Here is a 15,832-nt window from a genome sequence, read left to right as displayed (position 1 = left end):
TACCTCCTTTGTTAAATAGTAATTTCTTTATATCAAAAGTCGTTTAGTCCTCTTTGCGTAATCCTAAGCCAAGGTCTTCTAACTTTGCTTTAACTTCTTCTAGTGATTTACGTCCAAGGTTACGAACTTTCATCATGTCGTCTTCTGACTTGCTAGCTAATTCAAGTACTGTATTAATACCTGCGCGTTTCAAGCAGTTGTAAGAACGAACAGAAAGATCAAGCTCTTCGATAGTCATCTCCAGCACTTTTTCTTTTTGATCTTCTTCTTTTTCAACCATGATTTCAGCAGTTTTTGCCTCATCTGTCATCCCAACGAAGATGTTTAAATGCTCAGTTAAAATTTTCGCACCAAGCGAAATCGCCTCTTTTGGACCGATGCTGCCATCTGTCCAAACATCAAGAGAAAGTTTATCGTAATTAGTCATTTGACCAACACGTGTATTTTCTACTTGAAAATTGACGCGTGAAACTGGAGTATAAATAGAATCGATTGGGATCACGCCGATAGGAAGATCCTCACGTTTGTTTTGATCAGCAGGAGTGTAACCGCGGCCGCGTTGTGCATACATACGCATACGCAAATGACCATTTTTACCAATTGTTGCAATATAGAGATCAGGATTTAAAATTTCTACATCACTGTCATGTGTAATGTCAGCAGCTGTAACCTGGCCATCACCTTTAATATCAATCTCAATGACTTTTTCTTCATCAGAGTAGATTTTAAGAGCTAATTTCTTCACATTCATAATCACTGAAGCGACATCTTCAACAACACCCTCAATAGTAGAGAACTCGTGAAGAACGCCATCAACTTGAATAGAAGTTACTGCAGCTCCTGGTAAAGATGACAATAGGATACGACGTAGTGAATTACCTAATGTGTTTCCATATCCTCGTTCAAGCGGTTCTACAACAAACTTACCAAATTTGGCACCTTCGCTGATTTCAACCGTTTCAATCTTTGGTTTTTCAATTTCGATCATTTAAATTTACCCTCCTTCAAAACATCAATTGTATAGGTTCGTTCCATCATGAAATCGATAGCACTAGACTTATCGGTGATTGCACAACTCAGTGTGTACAAGAAATGATGTTCTCAAACAATTAAATTGAGACGCACTTATTATACGCGACGACGTTTTGGTGGACGGCAACCATTATGTGGAACTGGAGTTACATCTTTGATAGCTGTAACGTCAAGACCAGCAGCTTGAAGTGCACGAATTGCAGCTTCACGACCTGCACCAGGACCTTTTACTGTTACTTCTAACGTCTTCAAACCATGCTCAACAGATGACTTCGCAGCAGCTTCAGCAGCTAATTGCGCAGCAAATGGTGTTGATTTACGAGAACCTTTGAAACCAAGTGAACCAGCACTTGACCAAGATACCGCATTTCCTTGCATATCTGTAATCGTTACAATAGTGTTGTTAAATGTTGAGCGGATGTGAGCAATACCAGATTCGATATTCTTTTTCACACGACGCTTACGTGTTTGTTGTTTACGTGCCATGTTAGGAAGAAACCTCCTTTACTAATTATTTTTTCTTGTTAGCAACTGTTTTACGAGGACCTTTACGCGTACGCGCATTGTTCTTCGTATTTTGACCGCGAACAGGTAAACCTCTACGATGACGGATACCACGGAATGAACCGATTTCCATCAAGCGCTTAATGTTTAATGATACTTCACGGCGAAGGTCACCTTCTACCTTGAAAGCACCAATTGCTTCGCGAATTTTGTTTAATTCGTCTTCTGTAAGATCACGAACGCGTGTATCTTCAGACACTCCAGCATTTGCTAAAGCTTTTTGTGCATTTGTTTTACCAATACCGAAAATATATGTTAATGAAATAACAACGCGTTTATCGCGCGGAATGTCAACACCAGCAATACGAGCCATGTGTGTCGTGCACCTCCTTCAAATTAGCCTTGTTTTTGTTTATGCTTTGGATTTTCACAAATTACCATTACTTTACCGCGTCTGCGAATAACTTTACATTTTTCGCACATCGGCTTTACAGATGGTCTAACTTTCATCTAACCTAACCTCCTTAGTGGTCCGGAGTGCAAAAGATTATTTAAAACGGTATGTGATACGACCGCGAGTTAAATCGTAAGGAGATAGTTCAATTGTGACTTTATCCCCAGGTAGAATACGGATAAAGTGCATACGGATTTTGCCCGAAACATGAGCAAGAATAGTATGATCATTCTCCAATTTTACCTTAAACATCGCATTTGGCAAAGTCTCAACAACTGTTCCTTCGACTTCAATTACATCGTCTTTCGCCATCAGCCCTGTCCCCCTTCTGTATAAAAAATCTGGTCCTCATCATCAAATCAAACGGAATGTTCCGCAAATCGAAATCCGAAATGGACTCTTTTCGTTTCAACATATTTCTGTTTTGCATGAGAGGTGTCCTAATGGAACTCCGTAGGATTTCGTTTCTGAGAACCTATTGAGTAGCCAATTTGAACCTTGTCCCTCATGTAAAAACGACCGCTCGGAATGCCTTAGATGAGTTCCAACATATCCGTTACACAGATGCTTCCACGAAACCCATTATACATTGTCGGAAGTAGAAATGCACGAAAGGACAAGGAATCCTCTTAGACGTAGCATTGACTATTTCGTTCGCGCACATCGGGCATAATTTCCTTTTGCAGCTCTCGAAAATAAATTTCGTTTACAAGTGTGCCGCTAAAATCAGCTGCGGTTGCTCTCTAATAAAGCGTGTAAATCAACAAATACTTTATCAATATGTTGCTGACCATTAATATTAGTCATTACACCTTTACTGCCATAATAGTCAAGTAAAGGTTGTGTTTGTTTCACGTTTACTTCCAGGCGATTCGTTACCGTTTCCGGGTTATCGTCCGCGCGTTGGTAAAGTTCGCCTCCATCTTTGTCACAAACACCATCTACTTGAGGTGGGTTAAAGACTAAATGGTACGCAGAACCACAAATTTTACAAATGCGGCGCCCCGTTAGACGTTTAACTAAGTCTTCTTGATCAACTTGGATATTTAATACGTGTTCTACATCTTTGTTCAAATCAGCTAAAAGCACATCAAGTGCTTCTGCTTGTGGAACTGTCCGTGGAAACCCATCTAACAAAAATCCTTCTTCACAATCTGATTTACTTAATCTTTCACGGACGATTCCGATCGTTACTTCATCAGGTACTAAAGCACCTTCATCCATAAACGATTTGGCTTTAAGTCCAAGTTCCGTACCTTCTACAATAGCTGCACGAAACATGTCGCCTGTCGAAATATGAGGGATTCCGTACTTCTCAACAATTTTATCTGCTTGTGTGCCTTTACCTGCACCTGGCAAACCCATTAAAACGATATTCATACGTTTTACCCCCCTGTATTTTATTTGTGTTTAATAGGAACAAAATCGTTCTTTTAAACCAAACATTTATTTCATGAAGCCTTTGTAGTGACGTTTTACTAGTTGAGCTTCAAGCTGTTTCATCGTTTCCAGTGCAACACCGACAACGATTAGCAAGCTTGTTCCACCGATTTGAGCAGAAGCTGGAAGACCAGCGAAATTAATGAACAAAATCGGCATAATTGCTACTAGTGCTAGGAAAATCGCACCCACGAAAGTTAAACGATACAGAACTGTTGTTAAATAGTCTTGTGTGTTTTTTCCTGGACGAATTCCTGGAATATAAGCACCTTGCTTTTTCAAATTATCTGCAACGTTTTCAGGATTCACTTGGATGAACGCATAGAAATACGTAAATGCCATGATTAACGCAACATATATGAGCATGCCCACAGGTTTTGAATAATCAAATGTGTTCTGTATGAAAGTCGTTACATTATTTTCTCCAAAGAAGGTCGATAGTGTTTGTGGTGTAATGATAAATGCAACAGCAAAGATTACTGGAATAACCCCAGCAGCATTCACTTTTAACGGTAAGTGCGTTTGTTGGCCGCCAGTAGTACCGGGACCAGAAACACGTTTTGCGTACTGAATCGGAATTTTACGCAACGCTTGTTGAACGTAAATAACTCCTACAGTAACAGCAATTATCGCTAAAACAAGAAGTACCATAATACCAATACGGATGAATAGATCATCACCAGCACCATCTATTTGTTGTGCATAGATTTGATTAGCAGCGCTCGGAATTGCTGCAACGATACCTGCAAAGATAATAATGGAAATACCATTACCAACACCTTTAGCAGTAATCTGCTCAGATAACCAAAGAAGGAATGCAGTCCCAGCTGTTAACACAATTGCGATAACAATATATGTTGATACACCTTCTTGAAGGATTAACGTACCACCATACATTTGGTTAAATCCATAAGACATCGCGATTGCTTGGATAAAAGCCAATCCGATTGTGAAGTAACGTGTGAACTGAGCAAGTTTCCGTCTTCCAACTTCACCTTGTTTTGCCCACTCCGTAAACTTCGGAACAACATCCATTTGTAGCAATTGTACAATGATCGATGCAGTGATGTACGGCATAATTCCCATAGCTAAAATCGAAAAGTTAGCAAGGGCACCGCCACCAAATGTATTCAAGAAACCGATCAAACTAAATTGGTCTGTAGCTTGTAATACTTGTGCATCAACATTAGGTACAGGAATAAATGTACCAATACGGAAAATAATTAACATTAATAGAGTGAATAGGATTTTATTTCGTATATCTTCAACGCGCATAAAGTTGGAGATTGTCTGAAACATTAAACCACCTCTATTTGTCCGCCCGCAGTTTCAATAGCCTCTTTTGCAGAAGCAGAGAACTTGTTAGCTTTAACATTAAGCTTTTTATCAAGAGTACCGTTTGCAAGAATTTTAATTCCAGACTTTTCGCTGCTCACATAACCAGTTTCGATTAGTAATGCAGGTGTTACCTCTGTGCCATCTTCGAAACGGTTTAATGTATCGAGATTCACAATAGCGTATTCTTTACGATTAATATTCGTAAATCCACGTTTAGGTAAACGTCTGAACAACGGGTTTTGACCGCCTTCAAATCCTGGACGAACACCACCGCCTGAACGAGAGTTTTGTCCTTTAGTACCTCTACCTGCAGTTTTACCATTACCAGAACCAATCCCGCGGCCTTTACGCTTACGCTCGGAACGAGATCCTTCTGCCGGTTTTAACTCATGTAATTTCATATGGGTTGGCACCTCCTTATTCTAAAAATACAAATTATAGTTCTTTTACAGAAACTAAATGAGCTACTTTGCCAACCATCCCTCGGATAGCTGCGTTGTCAGCATGCTCAACAGTTTGATGCATTTTACGTAAACCAAGAGCTTCTACAGTTTTACGTTGATCAGGTTTAGAACCGATCACGCTTCTAGTGAGGGTAATTTCTAATTTTGCCATTGTCATTTCCCCCCTTAGCCTAATAACTCTTGTACTGTTTTACCGCGCAATTTAGCAACATCTTCAGCACGTTTTAGTCCAGTTAAACCGTTGATTGTAGCACGTACCATGTTGATCGGTGTGTTAGAACCAAGAGATTTAGAAAGAATATCAGTAATACCAGCAAGCTCAAGTACAGCACGCACTGGCCCACCAGCGATAACGCCAGTACCAGGAGCAGCAGGTTTGATTAAGATTTCACCAGCACCAAAGTTACCAATAATTAAATGTGGAGTAGTTCCACGAACCATAGGCACTTCGATTAGGTTTTTCTTAGCATCTTCAATTGCTTTACGAATAGCATCTGGTACTTCTTGTGCTTTACCAGTACCAAATCCTACGTGGCCATTCTTGTCGCCAACAACAACCAATGCAGTGAAGCGGAAACGACGTCCACCTTTTACAACTTTAGCTACGCGGTTAATTGTAACTACGCGTTCTTCAAGTTCAAGTTTGTTTGGATCAATGTGACGCATGAAATATGTCCCTCCTTCTTATTAAAATTCTAAGCCGTTTTCACGTGCAGCTTCAGCTAAAGCTTTTACGCGGCCATGATATAAGTAGCCGCCACGGTCAAATACAACAGACTTGATGTCTTTTTCCGTAGCACGTTTTGCGATTGATTCTCCGATTGCTTTAGCAGCCTCTAAATTACCTGTACCATCGAAATCTTTTTCCATAGTAGAAGAACTTACAAGTGTTACTCCAGACGTATCATCAATCAATTGCGCATATAAATGTTTATTAGAACGGAATACGTTTAAACGAGGACGTTCAGCTGTACCCGTGATTTTAGCACGTACACGACCATGACGTTTTTTACGAACTTGATTTTTATCTTGTTTCGTAATCACAAATATCACTCCTTTCTAATGCTTAGGCAGCATTATTTACCTGTTTTACCTTCTTTACGACGAACAACTTCGCCTTCATAACGAATACCTTTACCTTTATACGGCTCTGGTGGACGTACTTGACGGATTGTTGATGCTAATGCTCCAACGCGTTCTTTGTTAATACCTCTAATGATGATTTTAGTGTTTGTCGGAACTTCCACTAATAAACCAGCTTCAGGAATAAATTCAACTGGATGAGAGAAACCTACGTTCAATACAAGCTTTTCGCCTTGTAAAGTAGCACGATATCCAACCCCAACTAACTCAAGACTACGTTCGAAACCTTTAGAAACACCCTCAACCATGTTTGCAAGCAATGCACGAGTTGTACCGTGAATTGTACGATGCTGTTTTGATTCAGAAGGACGTGTTAATGTAACAATATTGTCTTCTTTTTCGATCTTAATATCTGCATTAAAAGTACGAGTAAGCTCGCCTTTAGGACCTTTTACAGTAACATCATTGTTTGTACCAATCGTTACAGTAACGTCAGCAGGAACCTCAATTGGTTTTTTACCTACACGAGACATTTATTTGCACCTCCATTCGATTGTTGCTTTTTACCAAACGTAAGCTATTACTTCTCCGCCAACTTGTTTAGCACGTGCTTCTTTATCAGTTAATAGACCATTAGATGTTGAAACTAAAGCAATTCCAAGACCATTTAATACTCTAGGTACTTCATTCATTTTCGCGTATACCCGAAGACCAGGTTTTGAAATACGCTTTAAACCAGTAATAACGCGTTCGTTGTTTTGACCGTATTTCAAGAAGATACGAATGATACCTTGTTTGCTATCTTCAACGTATTCTACGTCACGAACAAAACCTTCACGCTTAAGGATCTCAGCGATCTCTTTTTTTACATTTGATGCAGGTAATTCTAACTTTTCGTGGCGAACCATGTTCGCGTTACGAATACGTGTTAGCATATCTGCAATCGGATCTGTCATTGTCATTACATTAACCTCCTTCCCAGTTTAGGGGATTACCAGCTAGCTTTTTTCACGCCAGGAATTTGTCCCTTGTGTGCAAGCTCACGGAAACAAATACGACAAAGTTTAAATTTACGTAAGACCGAATGCGGACGACCGCAACGTTCACAACGTGTGTAAGCTTGTACATTATGCTTTGGCGTGCGCTTTTGTTTAGCGATCATTGATTTTTTAGCCACGTTTACGCCTCCCTTATGTTTACTTTTGGAACGGCATTCCGAATTGTGTTAGTAACTCACGAGCTTCTTCATCAGAGTTCGCAGTTGTTACAATTACGATATCCATACCGCGTACTTTAGTTACTTTATCATAGTCGATTTCAGGGAAGATTAATTGCTCTTTAATACCTAATGTGTAGTTACCGCGACCGTCGAATGCTTTTTTAGAAACACCGCGGAAATCACGTACACGTGGAAGAGAGATAGCGATTAATTTGTCCAAGAATTCGTACATACGCTCACCGCGTAGTGTTACTTTACAACCGATTGGCATACCTTCACGAAGACGGAAGCCAGCGATTGATTTCTTAGCTTTAGTTACAACAGGTTTTTGACCTGTGATAGTTGTTAGTTCTTCAACAGCAGCATCAAGTGCTTTAGTGTTTTGAACAGCGTCACCAACACCCATGTTGATTACGATTTTGTTCACTTGTGGCACTTGCATAACTGATTTATATTCAAACTTGCTCATTAGAGCAGGAGAAACTTCCTTAAGAAATTTTTCTTTTAGGCGGTTCATGTGTGTACCTCCCTTCTTCTTTTACTTATTTATTTATCGATTGTTTCGCCAGATTTTTTTGCAACACGAACTTTTTTGCCATCTTCCACTTTATAACTAACGCGAGTAGGCTCGCCTGATTTAGGGTCGATTAACATAACGTTCGATACGTGCATTGAAGCCTCTTGGCTAATAATTCCACCTTGTGGATTTGCTTGGTTTGGTTTCATGTGTTTTTTCACAAGATTCATACCTTCAACCATCACGCGTTCTGTCTTTGGAAAAGCAGCAATAATTGAAGCAGTTTTGCCTTTATCTTTTCCTGAGATCACCATAACTTTATCGCCTTTTTTAACATGCATTCTGTCGCACCTCCTTGTTTAGCACTTTCACGTTGATTAAAGAACTTCCGGAGCTAAAGATACGATTTTCATGAAGCTATTGTCACGTAATTCACGTGCAACAGGTCCGAAAATACGCGTTCCGCGCGGGCCTTTATCGTCACGAATGATAACGCATGCGTTTTCATCGAATTTGATATAAGTACCGTCTTTACGGCGTACACCGCTTTTAGTGCGAACGATGACAGCTTTAACGACGTCACCTTTCTTGACAACGCCACCTGGTGTTGCTTTCTTAACTGTACAAACAACTACATCACCGATGTTAGCAGTTTTACGACCAGAACCACCAAGCACTTTAATTGTTAAAACTTCACGTGCACCTGAGTTGTCAGCAACTTTCATACGACTCTCTTGTTGGATCACTTAGGTAACCTCCTCTCGGAATTTGGTCTTTTCCGAACTTTATATTTAAATAACTACGGCAGTTTCTACAATTTCCACTAAACGGAAACGTTTTGTTGCAGACAACGGGCGAGTTTCCATGATACGAACTACGTCGCCTAATTTAGCTTCGTTTTGCTCATCATGAGCTTTGAACTTTTTAGAGTACTTAACACGTTTACCGTAAAGCTTATGCTTTTTGTATGTTTCAATCATAACAGTAATTGTTTTGTCCATTTTGTCTGAAACAACACGGCCCGTGTATACTTTGCGGTTATTACGCTCAGTCATGCTAGAAAACCTCCTTTATCAGTTTTTTGCACTGATTTCTCTTTCATGAATCACAGTTTTCATACGCGCAATCGCCTTACGTACTTCACGAATGCGTGCTGTATTCTCTAATTGACCAGTCGCTAATTGGAAGCGAAGGTTGAAAAGCTCTTCTTTAAGTGATTTCACTTTTTGTTCTATTTCTACAGTGGTAAGGTCACGAAGTTCATTAGCTTTCATTAGATTCACCACCAATTTCTTCACGTTTCACAATTTTACACTTCAAAGGAAGCTTGTGATTTGCTAATCTAAGTGCTTCGCGTGCTACCTCTTCTGAGACACCAGCGATTTCAAACAAGATTTTTCCTGGTTTAACTACAGCTACCCAACCTTCTGGAGAACCTTTACCAGATCCCATACGAACCTCAAGAGGCTTTTTCGTATAAGGTTTATGCGGGAAAATTTTAATCCAAACTTTACCGCCACGTTTCATATAACGTGTCATTGCAATACGTGAAGCTTCGATTTGACGGTTAGTAATCCAACTAGCTTCAAGGGCTTGTAAGCCATATTCACCAAAAGTTACTTCTTTACCGCCTTTCGCTTCTCCGCGCATTTTTCCGCGATGTTCGCGACGATATTTAACGCGTTTAGGCATTAACATATTATTTGCCTCCTTCCTCAGAGTTCTTCTTAACTGGAAGGACTTCACCACGATAGATCCAAACTTTAACACCAAGCTTACCATAAGTTGTGTCAGCTTCAGCATGTGCATAATCAATATCAGCACGTAAAGTATGAAGTGGTACAGTACCTTCACTATAATGCTCAGCACGCGCAATGTCTGCGCCGCCTAGACGTCCAGATACTTGAGTTTTAATACCTTTAGCGCCAGAACGCATAGTACGTTGTAATGATTGTTTTTGTGCACGACGGAAAGATACGCGGTTTTCTAATTGACGAGCAATGTTTTCCGCAACTAATTTCGCATCTAAATCCGGACGTTTAATTTCAATAATGTTAATGTGAACACGCTTGCCAGTAGTAGCATTAAGGTATTTACGAAGTGCTTCCACTTCAGTACCACCTTTACCAATAACCATACCTGGTTTAGCAGTGTGAATTGAAATGTTTACACGGTTTGCAGCACGTTCGATTTCCACTTTAGAAACAGAAGCTTCTTTTAAACGTGTTTCGATGTATTTACGAATTCTTAAGTCTTCATGAAGAAGAGTTGCATAGTCTTTTTCAGCGTACCATTTTGACTCCCAGTCACGAATAATACCTATTCGTAGTCCTATTGGATTAATTTTTTGACCCACTAGTTATCCCTCCTTCTTCTCAGATACCACGATAGTAATGTGGCTTGTGCGTTTGTTAATTGCGCTTGCACGACCCATTGCACGTGGTCGGAAACGTTTTAATGTTGGACCTTCGTCAACAAAAACTTCAGAAATAACTAGTTTATTAACATCTAGCTCATAGTTGTGCTCAGCGTTCGCAACAGCAGATTTTAAAACCTTTTCTACTACAGGCGATGACGCCTTAGGAGTAAGGCGCAAAATAGCAACCGCTTCACCGATTTGCTTGCCTCTGATTAAATCAACGACTAATCTCACTTTACGAGGGGCAATACGCACTGTTCTAAGAATAGCTTTAGCTTGCATTAGGATATCCTCCTCTCAAATTAGCGTTTTGTTTTCTTATCATCGTTGCCATGGCCTCTATACGCACGTGTTGGTGCGAATTCGCCCAATTTGTGTCCTACCATATCTTCGGTTACGTATACTGGAACGTGTTTACGTCCATCATATACTGCAATCGTCAATCCGATAAAAGTTGGGAAAATTGTAGAACGGCGAGACCAAGTTTTGATCACTTGTTTTTTCTCAGAATCCTTTTGTGCGTCAACCTTCTTCATTAGATGGTCATCAACAAATGGTCCTTTTTTCAAGCTTCGACCCATTTTGGTACCTCCCACAGTAATCTCGCTACGGCTCTCTGTTGGAACCGTAGAAGAATAACATTATTTTTTACTATTACTACGACGAACGATAAATTTGTCTGATCTGTTTTTCTTTTTACGAGTTTTGTAACCAAGAGTAGGTTTACCCCAAGGAGTCATTGGTGACTTACGTCCGATTGGAGATTTACCTTCACCACCACCATGTGGGTGATCGTTCGGGTTCATTACAGATCCACGTACAGTTGGGCGTTTACCTAACCAACGATTACGACCTGCTTTACCTATGTTGATTAATTCATGTTGTTCATTACCAACTTGACCAATTGTAGCGCGGCAAGTTCCCAAGATCATACGAACTTCACCAGATTGTAGACGAATAATTACGTACTTGTCTTCTTTACCAAGAACTTGTGCAGAAGTACCAGCAGAACGTACTAATTGTCCACCTTTACCAGGCTTCATTTCGATGTTATGGATTGTAGAACCCATAGGAATGTTTTGTAATGGTAATGCATTACCTACTTTAATATCAACTTCAGGACCTGACATGATAGTCATGCCAACTTCTAAGCCTTTTGCTGCAAGAATATAACATCTTTCACCATCTAAGTAGTTAATCAATGCGATGTTTGCAGAGCGGTTTGGATCGTACTCAATAGTAGCAACGCGTCCTGGAATGCCATCTTTAATTCGTTTGAAATCGATGACACGGTATTGACGCTTATGACCGCCACCTTGATGACGAACAGTTAACTTACCTTGGTTATTACGACCGCCTTTACGTTTGACAGGCTCAAGCAACGATTTAAGAGGCTTGTTTGTTGTGATTTCAGCGAAATCAGAAGATGTCATGTTACGTCGACCGTTGGAGGTAGGTTTATACTTTTTAATCGCCATGTTTATTCCCTCCTTCTTATTAGTTCAATTTTAGTGCTGTATTTATTAAACCTCGAATAATTCGATGTCTTTACTTTCAGCAGTTAACTTAACAATCGCTTTACGACGTTTGTTAGTATATCCACCAAATTTACCAACGCGTTTGAATTTCCCTTTGTAGTTCATGATGTTTACTTTCTCAACATCTACTCCAAAGATTTCTTCGATTGCGTGTTTAACTTGAGTTTTATTGGCGCGAGTGTCCACTAAGAAAGTGTACTTTTTCTCTTCCATTACTTCAGAAGAACGCTCGGTAATGACCGGACGTTTAATAATATCACGTGCTTCCATTATCCTAGCACCTCCTCGATTTTTTCAACTGCAGCTTTTGTCACAACAATTTTGTCATGTCCAAGCAAGTCAAGAACATTAATGCCTGTTGCTGTTACTACTGATATACCTGGGATGTTACGAGCAGATAATGCTACGCTTTCATCAAGGTCAGCTGTAACGAACAAAGCTTTTTTAGCGATTGAAAGGTCTTTCAACACTTTCAAGAAATCTTTTGTTTTTGGTGCAGCGAACACTAAGCTTTCAAGAACGATGAAGTTTTCTTCTAACACTTTCGCAGAAAGAGCAGAACGAAGAGCTAAGCGACGAACTTTTTTCGGTAATTTGTAGCTGTAGCTACGTGGAACTGGACCGAAAACAACACCACCACCGCGCCATTGTGGAGAACGAATTGAACCTTGACGTGCACGACCTGTTCCTTTTTGTTTCCATGGCTTACGACCACCACCAGCAACTTCAGAACGGTTTTTAACTTTATGATTACCTTGACGTAGTGAAGCTCGTTGAGAGACTACTGCATCAAATAATACATTATTGTTTGGAGCGATTCCGAAAACCGCATCATTTAATTCAATTTCACCAACAGATGAACCTGTTTGGCTAAGTAAAGATACCTTTGGCATTCCTGTTTCCTCCTTTCTCTTTAAATTAGTTAGCTTTAATAGCTGATTTAACTACTACTAATGCTTTACGAGAACCAGGAACATTACCTTTAACAAGTAGCAAGTTACGATCAGCATCAACTTTTACGATTTCTAAGTTTTGGATCGTGATCATCGAGCCACCCATTTGACCAGGTAATTTCTTTTGTTTAAATACACGGTTTGGAGCTACAGGTCCCATTGAACCTGGACGACGGTGGTAACGAGATCCGTGGGCCATAGGTCCGCGAGATTGGTTGTGGCGTTTAATAACACCTTGGAAACCTTTACCTTTTGTCACACCAGAAACGTCTACTATATCGCCCTCTGTGAAACTTTCAACCTTGACTTCTTGACCAACTTCGTACTCAGCTATGTTCAAGCTGCGGAATTCACGAATGAAGCGCTTAGGCGTTGTGCCTGCTTTCGCTACATGTCCTTTTGCTGGTTTGTTAGAAAGCTTTTCACGCTTATCTTCAAAACCTAACTGGATTGATTCGTAGCCGTCTGTTTCAACTGATTTTTTTTGAAGCACTATGTTTGGTGAAGCTTCAATTACAGTTACAGGTATTAAGTCACCGTTCTCAGCAAATACTTGCGTCATGCCAATTTTTCTACCTAAGATTCCTTTAGTCATTTGTCACACCTCCTGCAAAATTGTTTGTTCATTACTATTTATTGTTTACCATTAAAGTTTGATTTCAATATCAACGCCAGATGGTAAGTCAAGCTTCATTAACGAGTCAACAGTTTGTGGTGTTGGGTTAACGATATCGATCAGACGTTTATGCGTACGCATTTCGAATTGCTCACGAGAATCTTTGTACTTGTGAACCGCACGAAGAACTGTGTACACCGACTTCTCAGTTGGAAGTGGAATCGGACCTGATACACTTGCACCTGAACGCTTTGCAGTTTCCACAATTTTCTCAGCAGACTGATCTAAAATTCTGTGATCATACGCTTTCAAACGGATACGAATTTTTTGTTTTGCCATTATTTTTCCTCCTTTTCGCCTATTTACTAGACATTCTCAACGAAAATTTTCCAACATCCCGCCATGGCAAAGCGGCCGGGTGTGTCGGTAACCTCTCGCATCATAGCAGTCAAAGACCAACATTCAACATTATACATATAGAAAAAGGTTATTGCAAGTGTTTTGCTAAACTCTTTTTTCATGCTTACTTATTGTATACCGAATTTTATTTACTTTCAATAGCAAAAGGAATAGTCCGAACATTAAGTTCTTACTCCCTATAACACCATAACAGCAATCCAACCGAAGACCATTAGCGGAATGTTGTAATGTACAAACGTCGGTACACATGTATCCCAAATATGATTGTGTTGACCATCTGCGTTGAGACCCGCTGTTGGACCAAGTGTACTATCTGATGCTGGTGATCCTGCATCTCCAAGTGCACCAGCCGTTCCTATTAATGCAATGATTGCTAGTGTACTAAAACCAAACTCCATAGCTAAAGGAACGAAAATAGCAGCGATTATTGGAATCGTTGCAAATGAAGAACCAATACCAATTGTAATTAGTAATCCTATTACAAGCATAAGCATTGCCGCTAGTGCTTTGTTTTCACCTAATACTGATGAAACACTTCCTACAAGTGAGCCTATTTCTCCAGTCTCTTGAATAACGGAAGCAAAGCCATTTGCAGTAATCATTACAAATCCTATAAAGGCCATCATACGCATGCCTTCTGTCAATACTTCGTCCGCTTCACGCCACTTCATTGTTCCAGATACATAAAGTACCAAGATTCCCGCTAGCGCTCCAATAATCATTGATTCTGTTTGAATTTGAGCGTATAAGGCTGCCAACAGAGCTACGATGGTTACTAACACATCTTTTTTTGAAGCCGTTTTTCTTTGAGTTTCTTCTATACTACTAACTTTATTGTGATAATCACGTGGATTTCTGTAGGAAACGAAAACTGCGATTACCAAACCGACTAGCAGTCCTGCGACTGGAATGACCATCGCTTTTGGAATATCCTCAATATTTATCGCTAAACCTGCGAGTTCCATTTGCACACCAATAATTTCATGAAAAATCAATCCAAATCCATATGGTAGTAAAATATATGGAGCCGTTAAACCAAATGTCAACACCGCTGCAATTAACCTGCGATCGATTTTCAATTCATTCAAAATGTGAAGAATCGGCGGAATGAGTAGCGGTATAAACGCTATATGAATTGGAATAAGATTTTGCGAGAAGATTGCCATCGCAAGAAGTGTAAAGACGATTAATGCTTTCGCTAAATTTCCTCTCGTGGCTTCTCCATCCTTATTAACAATCTTCAAAATGCCTGTTACTAGAAGCTGTGGAATTCCGGTTCTAGAAATTGCCACCGCGAATCCTCCAAGCATGGCGTAGCTAAGTGCGATTGTAGCTCCAGCGCCAAGGCCATCTGTAAATGAAGTGAGCGTCTCCATAAATGATAAGCCACCACTCAATCCACCTGCCAGTGCTCCAATCAATAATGCAAAGACCACATTGACCCGAACTAGGCTCAAGACTAACATGATCAAAACGGCAATAATTACTGCATTCATACATTTAATCCCCTTTAGTTTGCTAACGCGCTAAAGCGCACTTCTTAAATTAACAAAACTATATTTGGATGTCAACATGAAATAATTGGTTTACTAGGCTAGTAGAGTTCGGTCCTTGGTTGATTTTCTGACATTGTAAATTTGCCGATATCGTTTATCTGGCATTGTGGATATGAAAATCAAACAATCTCTCTCTCTCACTTCGTGTTTTGTGGGAGAAAATGGGCGAACGGGAATAAACTCGTGTTGAACAGGATTAAAGCGACCGCGAACGGGATTAAACTATGTGTGAACAGGATTAAGCACTAATCAAACAGGATTAAATCAAAATGAACGGGA

The 15,832-nt window shown here is 40.0% G+C and carries 29 protein-coding genes; all 29 read right to left on the bottom strand.

The genetic code is table 11. The features are described 5' to 3' along the window. Window positions 1–43: 43 nt before the first annotated feature. The gene (locus E2636_RS00945) at window positions 44–988 is read right to left on the bottom strand and encodes a DNA-directed RNA polymerase subunit alpha (protein WP_017381494.1); all 945 of its coding nucleotides are present in this window, start codon (window positions 986–988) and stop codon (window positions 44–46) included. A gap of 140 nt (window positions 989–1,128) precedes the next feature. Next, window positions 1,129–1,518, bottom strand: a complete 390-nt coding sequence (gene rpsK, locus E2636_RS00940) for a 30S ribosomal protein S11 (protein WP_017381495.1) — start codon at window positions 1,516–1,518, stop codon at window positions 1,129–1,131. 25 nt (window positions 1,519–1,543) lie between these two features. After that, a complete protein-coding gene (gene rpsM / locus E2636_RS00935; protein ID WP_017381496.1) occupies window positions 1,544–1,909 on the bottom strand; it encodes a 30S ribosomal protein S13 in 366 nt (121 codons plus the stop codon). Window positions 1,910–1,932: 23 nt separating this feature from the next. Further along, on the bottom strand, window positions 1,933–2,046 hold the full coding sequence (gene rpmJ / locus E2636_RS00930; RefSeq protein ID WP_017381497.1) for a 50S ribosomal protein L36: 114 nt from the start codon (window positions 2,044–2,046) through the stop codon (window positions 1,933–1,935). A 37-nt stretch (window positions 2,047–2,083) separates the two neighbouring features. After that, complete coding sequence (infA, locus tag E2636_RS00925; RefSeq protein ID WP_017381498.1) at window positions 2,084–2,302, bottom strand: translation initiation factor IF-1; 219 nt, start codon at window positions 2,300–2,302, stop codon at window positions 2,084–2,086. 414 nt (window positions 2,303–2,716) lie between these two features. Then, window positions 2,717–3,370 carry an adenylate kinase gene (locus tag E2636_RS00920; RefSeq protein ID WP_134208172.1) on the bottom strand — a complete coding sequence of 218 codons (654 nt, stop codon included), beginning with the start codon at window positions 3,368–3,370 and terminating at the stop codon, window positions 2,717–2,719. A gap of 66 nt (window positions 3,371–3,436) precedes the next feature. Further along, window positions 3,437–4,729 carry a preprotein translocase subunit SecY gene (secY, locus tag E2636_RS00915; RefSeq protein ID WP_017381500.1) on the bottom strand — a complete coding sequence of 431 codons (1,293 nt, stop codon included), beginning with the start codon at window positions 4,727–4,729 and terminating at the stop codon, window positions 3,437–3,439. Beyond that, window positions 4,729–5,169 (bottom strand): 50S ribosomal protein L15, encoded by a 441-nt coding sequence (gene rplO / locus E2636_RS00910; protein ID WP_134208170.1) that lies wholly within the window; start codon window positions 5,167–5,169, stop codon window positions 4,729–4,731. Before rplO ends, secY begins: the two co-directional genes overlap by 1 nt. Before the next feature lie 34 nt (window positions 5,170–5,203). Then, on the bottom strand, window positions 5,204–5,383 hold the full coding sequence (rpmD, locus tag E2636_RS00905) for a 50S ribosomal protein L30 (RefSeq protein ID WP_017381502.1): 180 nt from the start codon (window positions 5,381–5,383) through the stop codon (window positions 5,204–5,206). A 14-nt stretch (window positions 5,384–5,397) separates the two neighbouring features. Next, window positions 5,398–5,898, bottom strand: a complete 501-nt coding sequence (gene rpsE / locus E2636_RS00900) for a 30S ribosomal protein S5 (RefSeq protein WP_134208168.1) — start codon at window positions 5,896–5,898, stop codon at window positions 5,398–5,400. A 21-nt stretch (window positions 5,899–5,919) separates the two neighbouring features. Then, window positions 5,920–6,276, bottom strand: a complete 357-nt coding sequence (gene rplR / locus E2636_RS00895; protein WP_017381504.1) for a 50S ribosomal protein L18 — start codon at window positions 6,274–6,276, stop codon at window positions 5,920–5,922. Window positions 6,277–6,308: 32 nt separating this feature from the next. Beyond that, window positions 6,309–6,848, bottom strand: a complete 540-nt coding sequence (rplF, locus tag E2636_RS00890; RefSeq protein WP_017381505.1) for a 50S ribosomal protein L6 — start codon at window positions 6,846–6,848, stop codon at window positions 6,309–6,311. A gap of 30 nt (window positions 6,849–6,878) precedes the next feature. Next, window positions 6,879–7,277, bottom strand: coding sequence for a 30S ribosomal protein S8 (gene rpsH, locus E2636_RS00885; protein WP_134208166.1), 399 nt, complete (start codon window positions 7,275–7,277; stop codon window positions 6,879–6,881). A 29-nt stretch (window positions 7,278–7,306) separates the two neighbouring features. Continuing rightward, window positions 7,307–7,492, bottom strand: a complete 186-nt coding sequence (locus E2636_RS00880) for a type Z 30S ribosomal protein S14 (RefSeq protein ID WP_017381507.1) — start codon at window positions 7,490–7,492, stop codon at window positions 7,307–7,309. 19 nt (window positions 7,493–7,511) lie between these two features. Continuing rightward, the gene (gene rplE, locus E2636_RS00875) at window positions 7,512–8,051 is read right to left on the bottom strand and encodes a 50S ribosomal protein L5 (protein ID WP_134208164.1); all 540 of its coding nucleotides are present in this window, start codon (window positions 8,049–8,051) and stop codon (window positions 7,512–7,514) included. A 29-nt stretch (window positions 8,052–8,080) separates the two neighbouring features. Further along, window positions 8,081–8,392 (bottom strand): 50S ribosomal protein L24, encoded by a 312-nt coding sequence (gene rplX / locus E2636_RS00870; RefSeq protein WP_134208162.1) that lies wholly within the window; start codon window positions 8,390–8,392, stop codon window positions 8,081–8,083. Between the two features lie 36 nt (window positions 8,393–8,428). Next, window positions 8,429–8,797 (bottom strand): 50S ribosomal protein L14, encoded by a 369-nt coding sequence (rplN, locus tag E2636_RS00865; RefSeq protein WP_017381510.1) that lies wholly within the window; start codon window positions 8,795–8,797, stop codon window positions 8,429–8,431. Window positions 8,798–8,842: 45 nt separating this feature from the next. Next, window positions 8,843–9,106 carry a 30S ribosomal protein S17 gene (rpsQ, locus tag E2636_RS00860; RefSeq protein WP_134208160.1) on the bottom strand — a complete coding sequence of 88 codons (264 nt, stop codon included), beginning with the start codon at window positions 9,104–9,106 and terminating at the stop codon, window positions 8,843–8,845. A gap of 18 nt (window positions 9,107–9,124) precedes the next feature. Next, window positions 9,125–9,325: a 50S ribosomal protein L29 gene (rpmC, locus tag E2636_RS00855; protein ID WP_134208158.1), complete on the bottom strand. Its 201-nt coding sequence runs from the start codon at window positions 9,323–9,325 to the stop codon at window positions 9,125–9,127. Continuing rightward, window positions 9,315–9,749 (bottom strand): 50S ribosomal protein L16, encoded by a 435-nt coding sequence (gene rplP / locus E2636_RS00850; RefSeq protein ID WP_017381513.1) that lies wholly within the window; start codon window positions 9,747–9,749, stop codon window positions 9,315–9,317. The genes rpmC and rplP overlap by 11 nt, the downstream gene beginning before the upstream one ends. A 1-nt stretch (window position 9,750) precedes the next feature. Further along, the gene (gene rpsC, locus E2636_RS00845; protein ID WP_017381514.1) at window positions 9,751–10,407 is read right to left on the bottom strand and encodes a 30S ribosomal protein S3; all 657 of its coding nucleotides are present in this window, start codon (window positions 10,405–10,407) and stop codon (window positions 9,751–9,753) included. A 3-nt stretch (window positions 10,408–10,410) separates the two neighbouring features. Further along, on the bottom strand, window positions 10,411–10,752 hold the full coding sequence (gene rplV, locus E2636_RS00840) for a 50S ribosomal protein L22 (RefSeq protein WP_017381515.1): 342 nt from the start codon (window positions 10,750–10,752) through the stop codon (window positions 10,411–10,413). Between the two features lie 20 nt (window positions 10,753–10,772). Further along, window positions 10,773–11,051, bottom strand: a complete 279-nt coding sequence (gene rpsS / locus E2636_RS00835; protein ID WP_017381516.1) for a 30S ribosomal protein S19 — start codon at window positions 11,049–11,051, stop codon at window positions 10,773–10,775. Window positions 11,052–11,111: 60 nt separating this feature from the next. After that, window positions 11,112–11,948, bottom strand: a complete 837-nt coding sequence (gene rplB, locus E2636_RS00830) for a 50S ribosomal protein L2 (RefSeq protein ID WP_134208156.1) — start codon at window positions 11,946–11,948, stop codon at window positions 11,112–11,114. A 45-nt stretch (window positions 11,949–11,993) separates the two neighbouring features. After that, a complete protein-coding gene (gene rplW / locus E2636_RS00825) occupies window positions 11,994–12,278 on the bottom strand; it encodes a 50S ribosomal protein L23 (RefSeq protein ID WP_017381518.1) in 285 nt (94 codons plus the stop codon). After that, window positions 12,278–12,901, bottom strand: coding sequence for a 50S ribosomal protein L4 (gene rplD / locus E2636_RS00820; protein WP_134208154.1), 624 nt, complete (start codon window positions 12,899–12,901; stop codon window positions 12,278–12,280). Before rplD ends, rplW begins: the two co-directional genes overlap by 1 nt. A gap of 25 nt (window positions 12,902–12,926) precedes the next feature. Beyond that, window positions 12,927–13,556 (bottom strand): 50S ribosomal protein L3, encoded by a 630-nt coding sequence (gene rplC, locus E2636_RS00815; RefSeq protein ID WP_017381520.1) that lies wholly within the window; start codon window positions 13,554–13,556, stop codon window positions 12,927–12,929. Between the two features lie 51 nt (window positions 13,557–13,607). After that, a complete protein-coding gene (gene rpsJ / locus E2636_RS00810; RefSeq protein WP_017381521.1) occupies window positions 13,608–13,916 on the bottom strand; it encodes a 30S ribosomal protein S10 in 309 nt (102 codons plus the stop codon). 257 nt (window positions 13,917–14,173) lie between these two features. Beyond that, window positions 14,174–15,493, bottom strand: coding sequence for a Na+/H+ antiporter family protein (locus E2636_RS00805; protein ID WP_134208152.1), 1,320 nt, complete (start codon window positions 15,491–15,493; stop codon window positions 14,174–14,176). Window positions 15,494–15,832 lie beyond the last annotated feature (339 nt).

Source organism: Paenisporosarcina antarctica, from assembly GCF_004367585.1.
GTDB classification, from domain to species: Bacteria; Bacillota; Bacilli; order Bacillales_A; family Planococcaceae; genus Paenisporosarcina; species Paenisporosarcina antarctica.
The sequence above is the reverse complement of the archived record's forward strand: the minus strand, read 5'-3'. Positions and strand labels throughout refer to the sequence as shown.

Excerpts from the sequence above, each read along its gene's own strand:
- E2636_RS00945 (WP_017381494.1), bottom strand. The coding sequence starts at position 988 with ATGATCGAAATTGAAAAACCAAAGATTGAAACGGTTGAAATCAGCGAA.
- rpsK (WP_017381495.1), bottom strand. The coding sequence starts at position 1,518 with ATGGCACGTAAACAACAAACACGTAAGCGTCGTGTGAAAAAGAATATC.
- rpsM (WP_017381496.1), bottom strand. The coding sequence starts at position 1,909 with ATGGCTCGTATTGCTGGTGTTGACATTCCGCGCGATAAACGCGTTGTT.
- rpmJ (WP_017381497.1), bottom strand. The coding sequence starts at position 2,046 with ATGAAAGTTAGACCATCTGTAAAGCCGATGTGCGAAAAATGTAAAGTT.
- infA (WP_017381498.1), bottom strand. The coding sequence starts at position 2,302 with ATGGCGAAAGACGATGTAATTGAAGTCGAAGGAACAGTTGTTGAGACT.
- E2636_RS00920 (WP_134208172.1), bottom strand. The coding sequence starts at position 3,370 with ATGAATATCGTTTTAATGGGTTTGCCAGGTGCAGGTAAAGGCACACAA.
- secY (WP_017381500.1), bottom strand. The coding sequence starts at position 4,729 with ATGTTTCAGACAATCTCCAACTTTATGCGCGTTGAAGATATACGAAAT.
- rplO (WP_134208170.1), bottom strand. The coding sequence starts at position 5,169 with ATGAAATTACATGAGTTAAAACCGGCAGAAGGATCTCGTTCCGAGCGT.
- rpmD (WP_017381502.1), bottom strand. The coding sequence starts at position 5,383 with ATGGCAAAATTAGAAATTACCCTCACTAGAAGCGTGATCGGTTCTAAA.
- rpsE (WP_134208168.1), bottom strand. The coding sequence starts at position 5,898 with ATGCGTCACATTGATCCAAACAAACTTGAACTTGAAGAACGCGTAGTT.
- rplF (WP_017381505.1), bottom strand. The coding sequence starts at position 6,848 with ATGTCTCGTGTAGGTAAAAAACCAATTGAGGTTCCTGCTGACGTTACT.
- rpsH (WP_134208166.1), bottom strand. The coding sequence starts at position 7,277 with ATGACAATGACAGATCCGATTGCAGATATGCTAACACGTATTCGTAAC.
- rplE (WP_134208164.1), bottom strand. The coding sequence starts at position 8,051 with ATGAACCGCCTAAAAGAAAAATTTCTTAAGGAAGTTTCTCCTGCTCTA.
- rplX (WP_134208162.1), bottom strand. The coding sequence starts at position 8,392 with ATGCATGTTAAAAAAGGCGATAAAGTTATGGTGATCTCAGGAAAAGAT.
- rpsQ (WP_134208160.1), bottom strand. The coding sequence starts at position 9,106 with ATGACTGAGCGTAATAACCGCAAAGTATACACGGGCCGTGTTGTTTCA.
- rpmC (WP_134208158.1), bottom strand. The coding sequence starts at position 9,325 with ATGAAAGCTAATGAACTTCGTGACCTTACCACTGTAGAAATAGAACAA.
- rplP (WP_017381513.1), bottom strand. The coding sequence starts at position 9,749 with ATGTTAATGCCTAAACGCGTTAAATATCGTCGCGAACATCGCGGAAAA.
- rplV (WP_017381515.1), bottom strand. The coding sequence starts at position 10,752 with ATGCAAGCTAAAGCTATTCTTAGAACAGTGCGTATTGCCCCTCGTAAA.
- rpsS (WP_017381516.1), bottom strand. The coding sequence starts at position 11,051 with ATGGGTCGAAGCTTGAAAAAAGGACCATTTGTTGATGACCATCTAATG.
- rplB (WP_134208156.1), bottom strand. The coding sequence starts at position 11,948 with ATGGCGATTAAAAAGTATAAACCTACCTCCAACGGTCGACGTAACATG.
- rplW (WP_017381518.1), bottom strand. The coding sequence starts at position 12,278 with ATGGAAGCACGTGATATTATTAAACGTCCGGTCATTACCGAGCGTTCT.
- rplD (WP_134208154.1), bottom strand. The coding sequence starts at position 12,901 with ATGCCAAAGGTATCTTTACTTAGCCAAACAGGTTCATCTGTTGGTGAA.
- rplC (WP_017381520.1), bottom strand. The coding sequence starts at position 13,556 with ATGACTAAAGGAATCTTAGGTAGAAAAATTGGCATGACGCAAGTATTT.
- rpsJ (WP_017381521.1), bottom strand. The coding sequence starts at position 13,916 with ATGGCAAAACAAAAAATTCGTATCCGTTTGAAAGCGTATGATCACAGA.
- E2636_RS00805 (WP_134208152.1), bottom strand. The coding sequence starts at position 15,493 with ATGAATGCAGTAATTATTGCCGTTTTGATCATGTTAGTCTTGAGCCTA.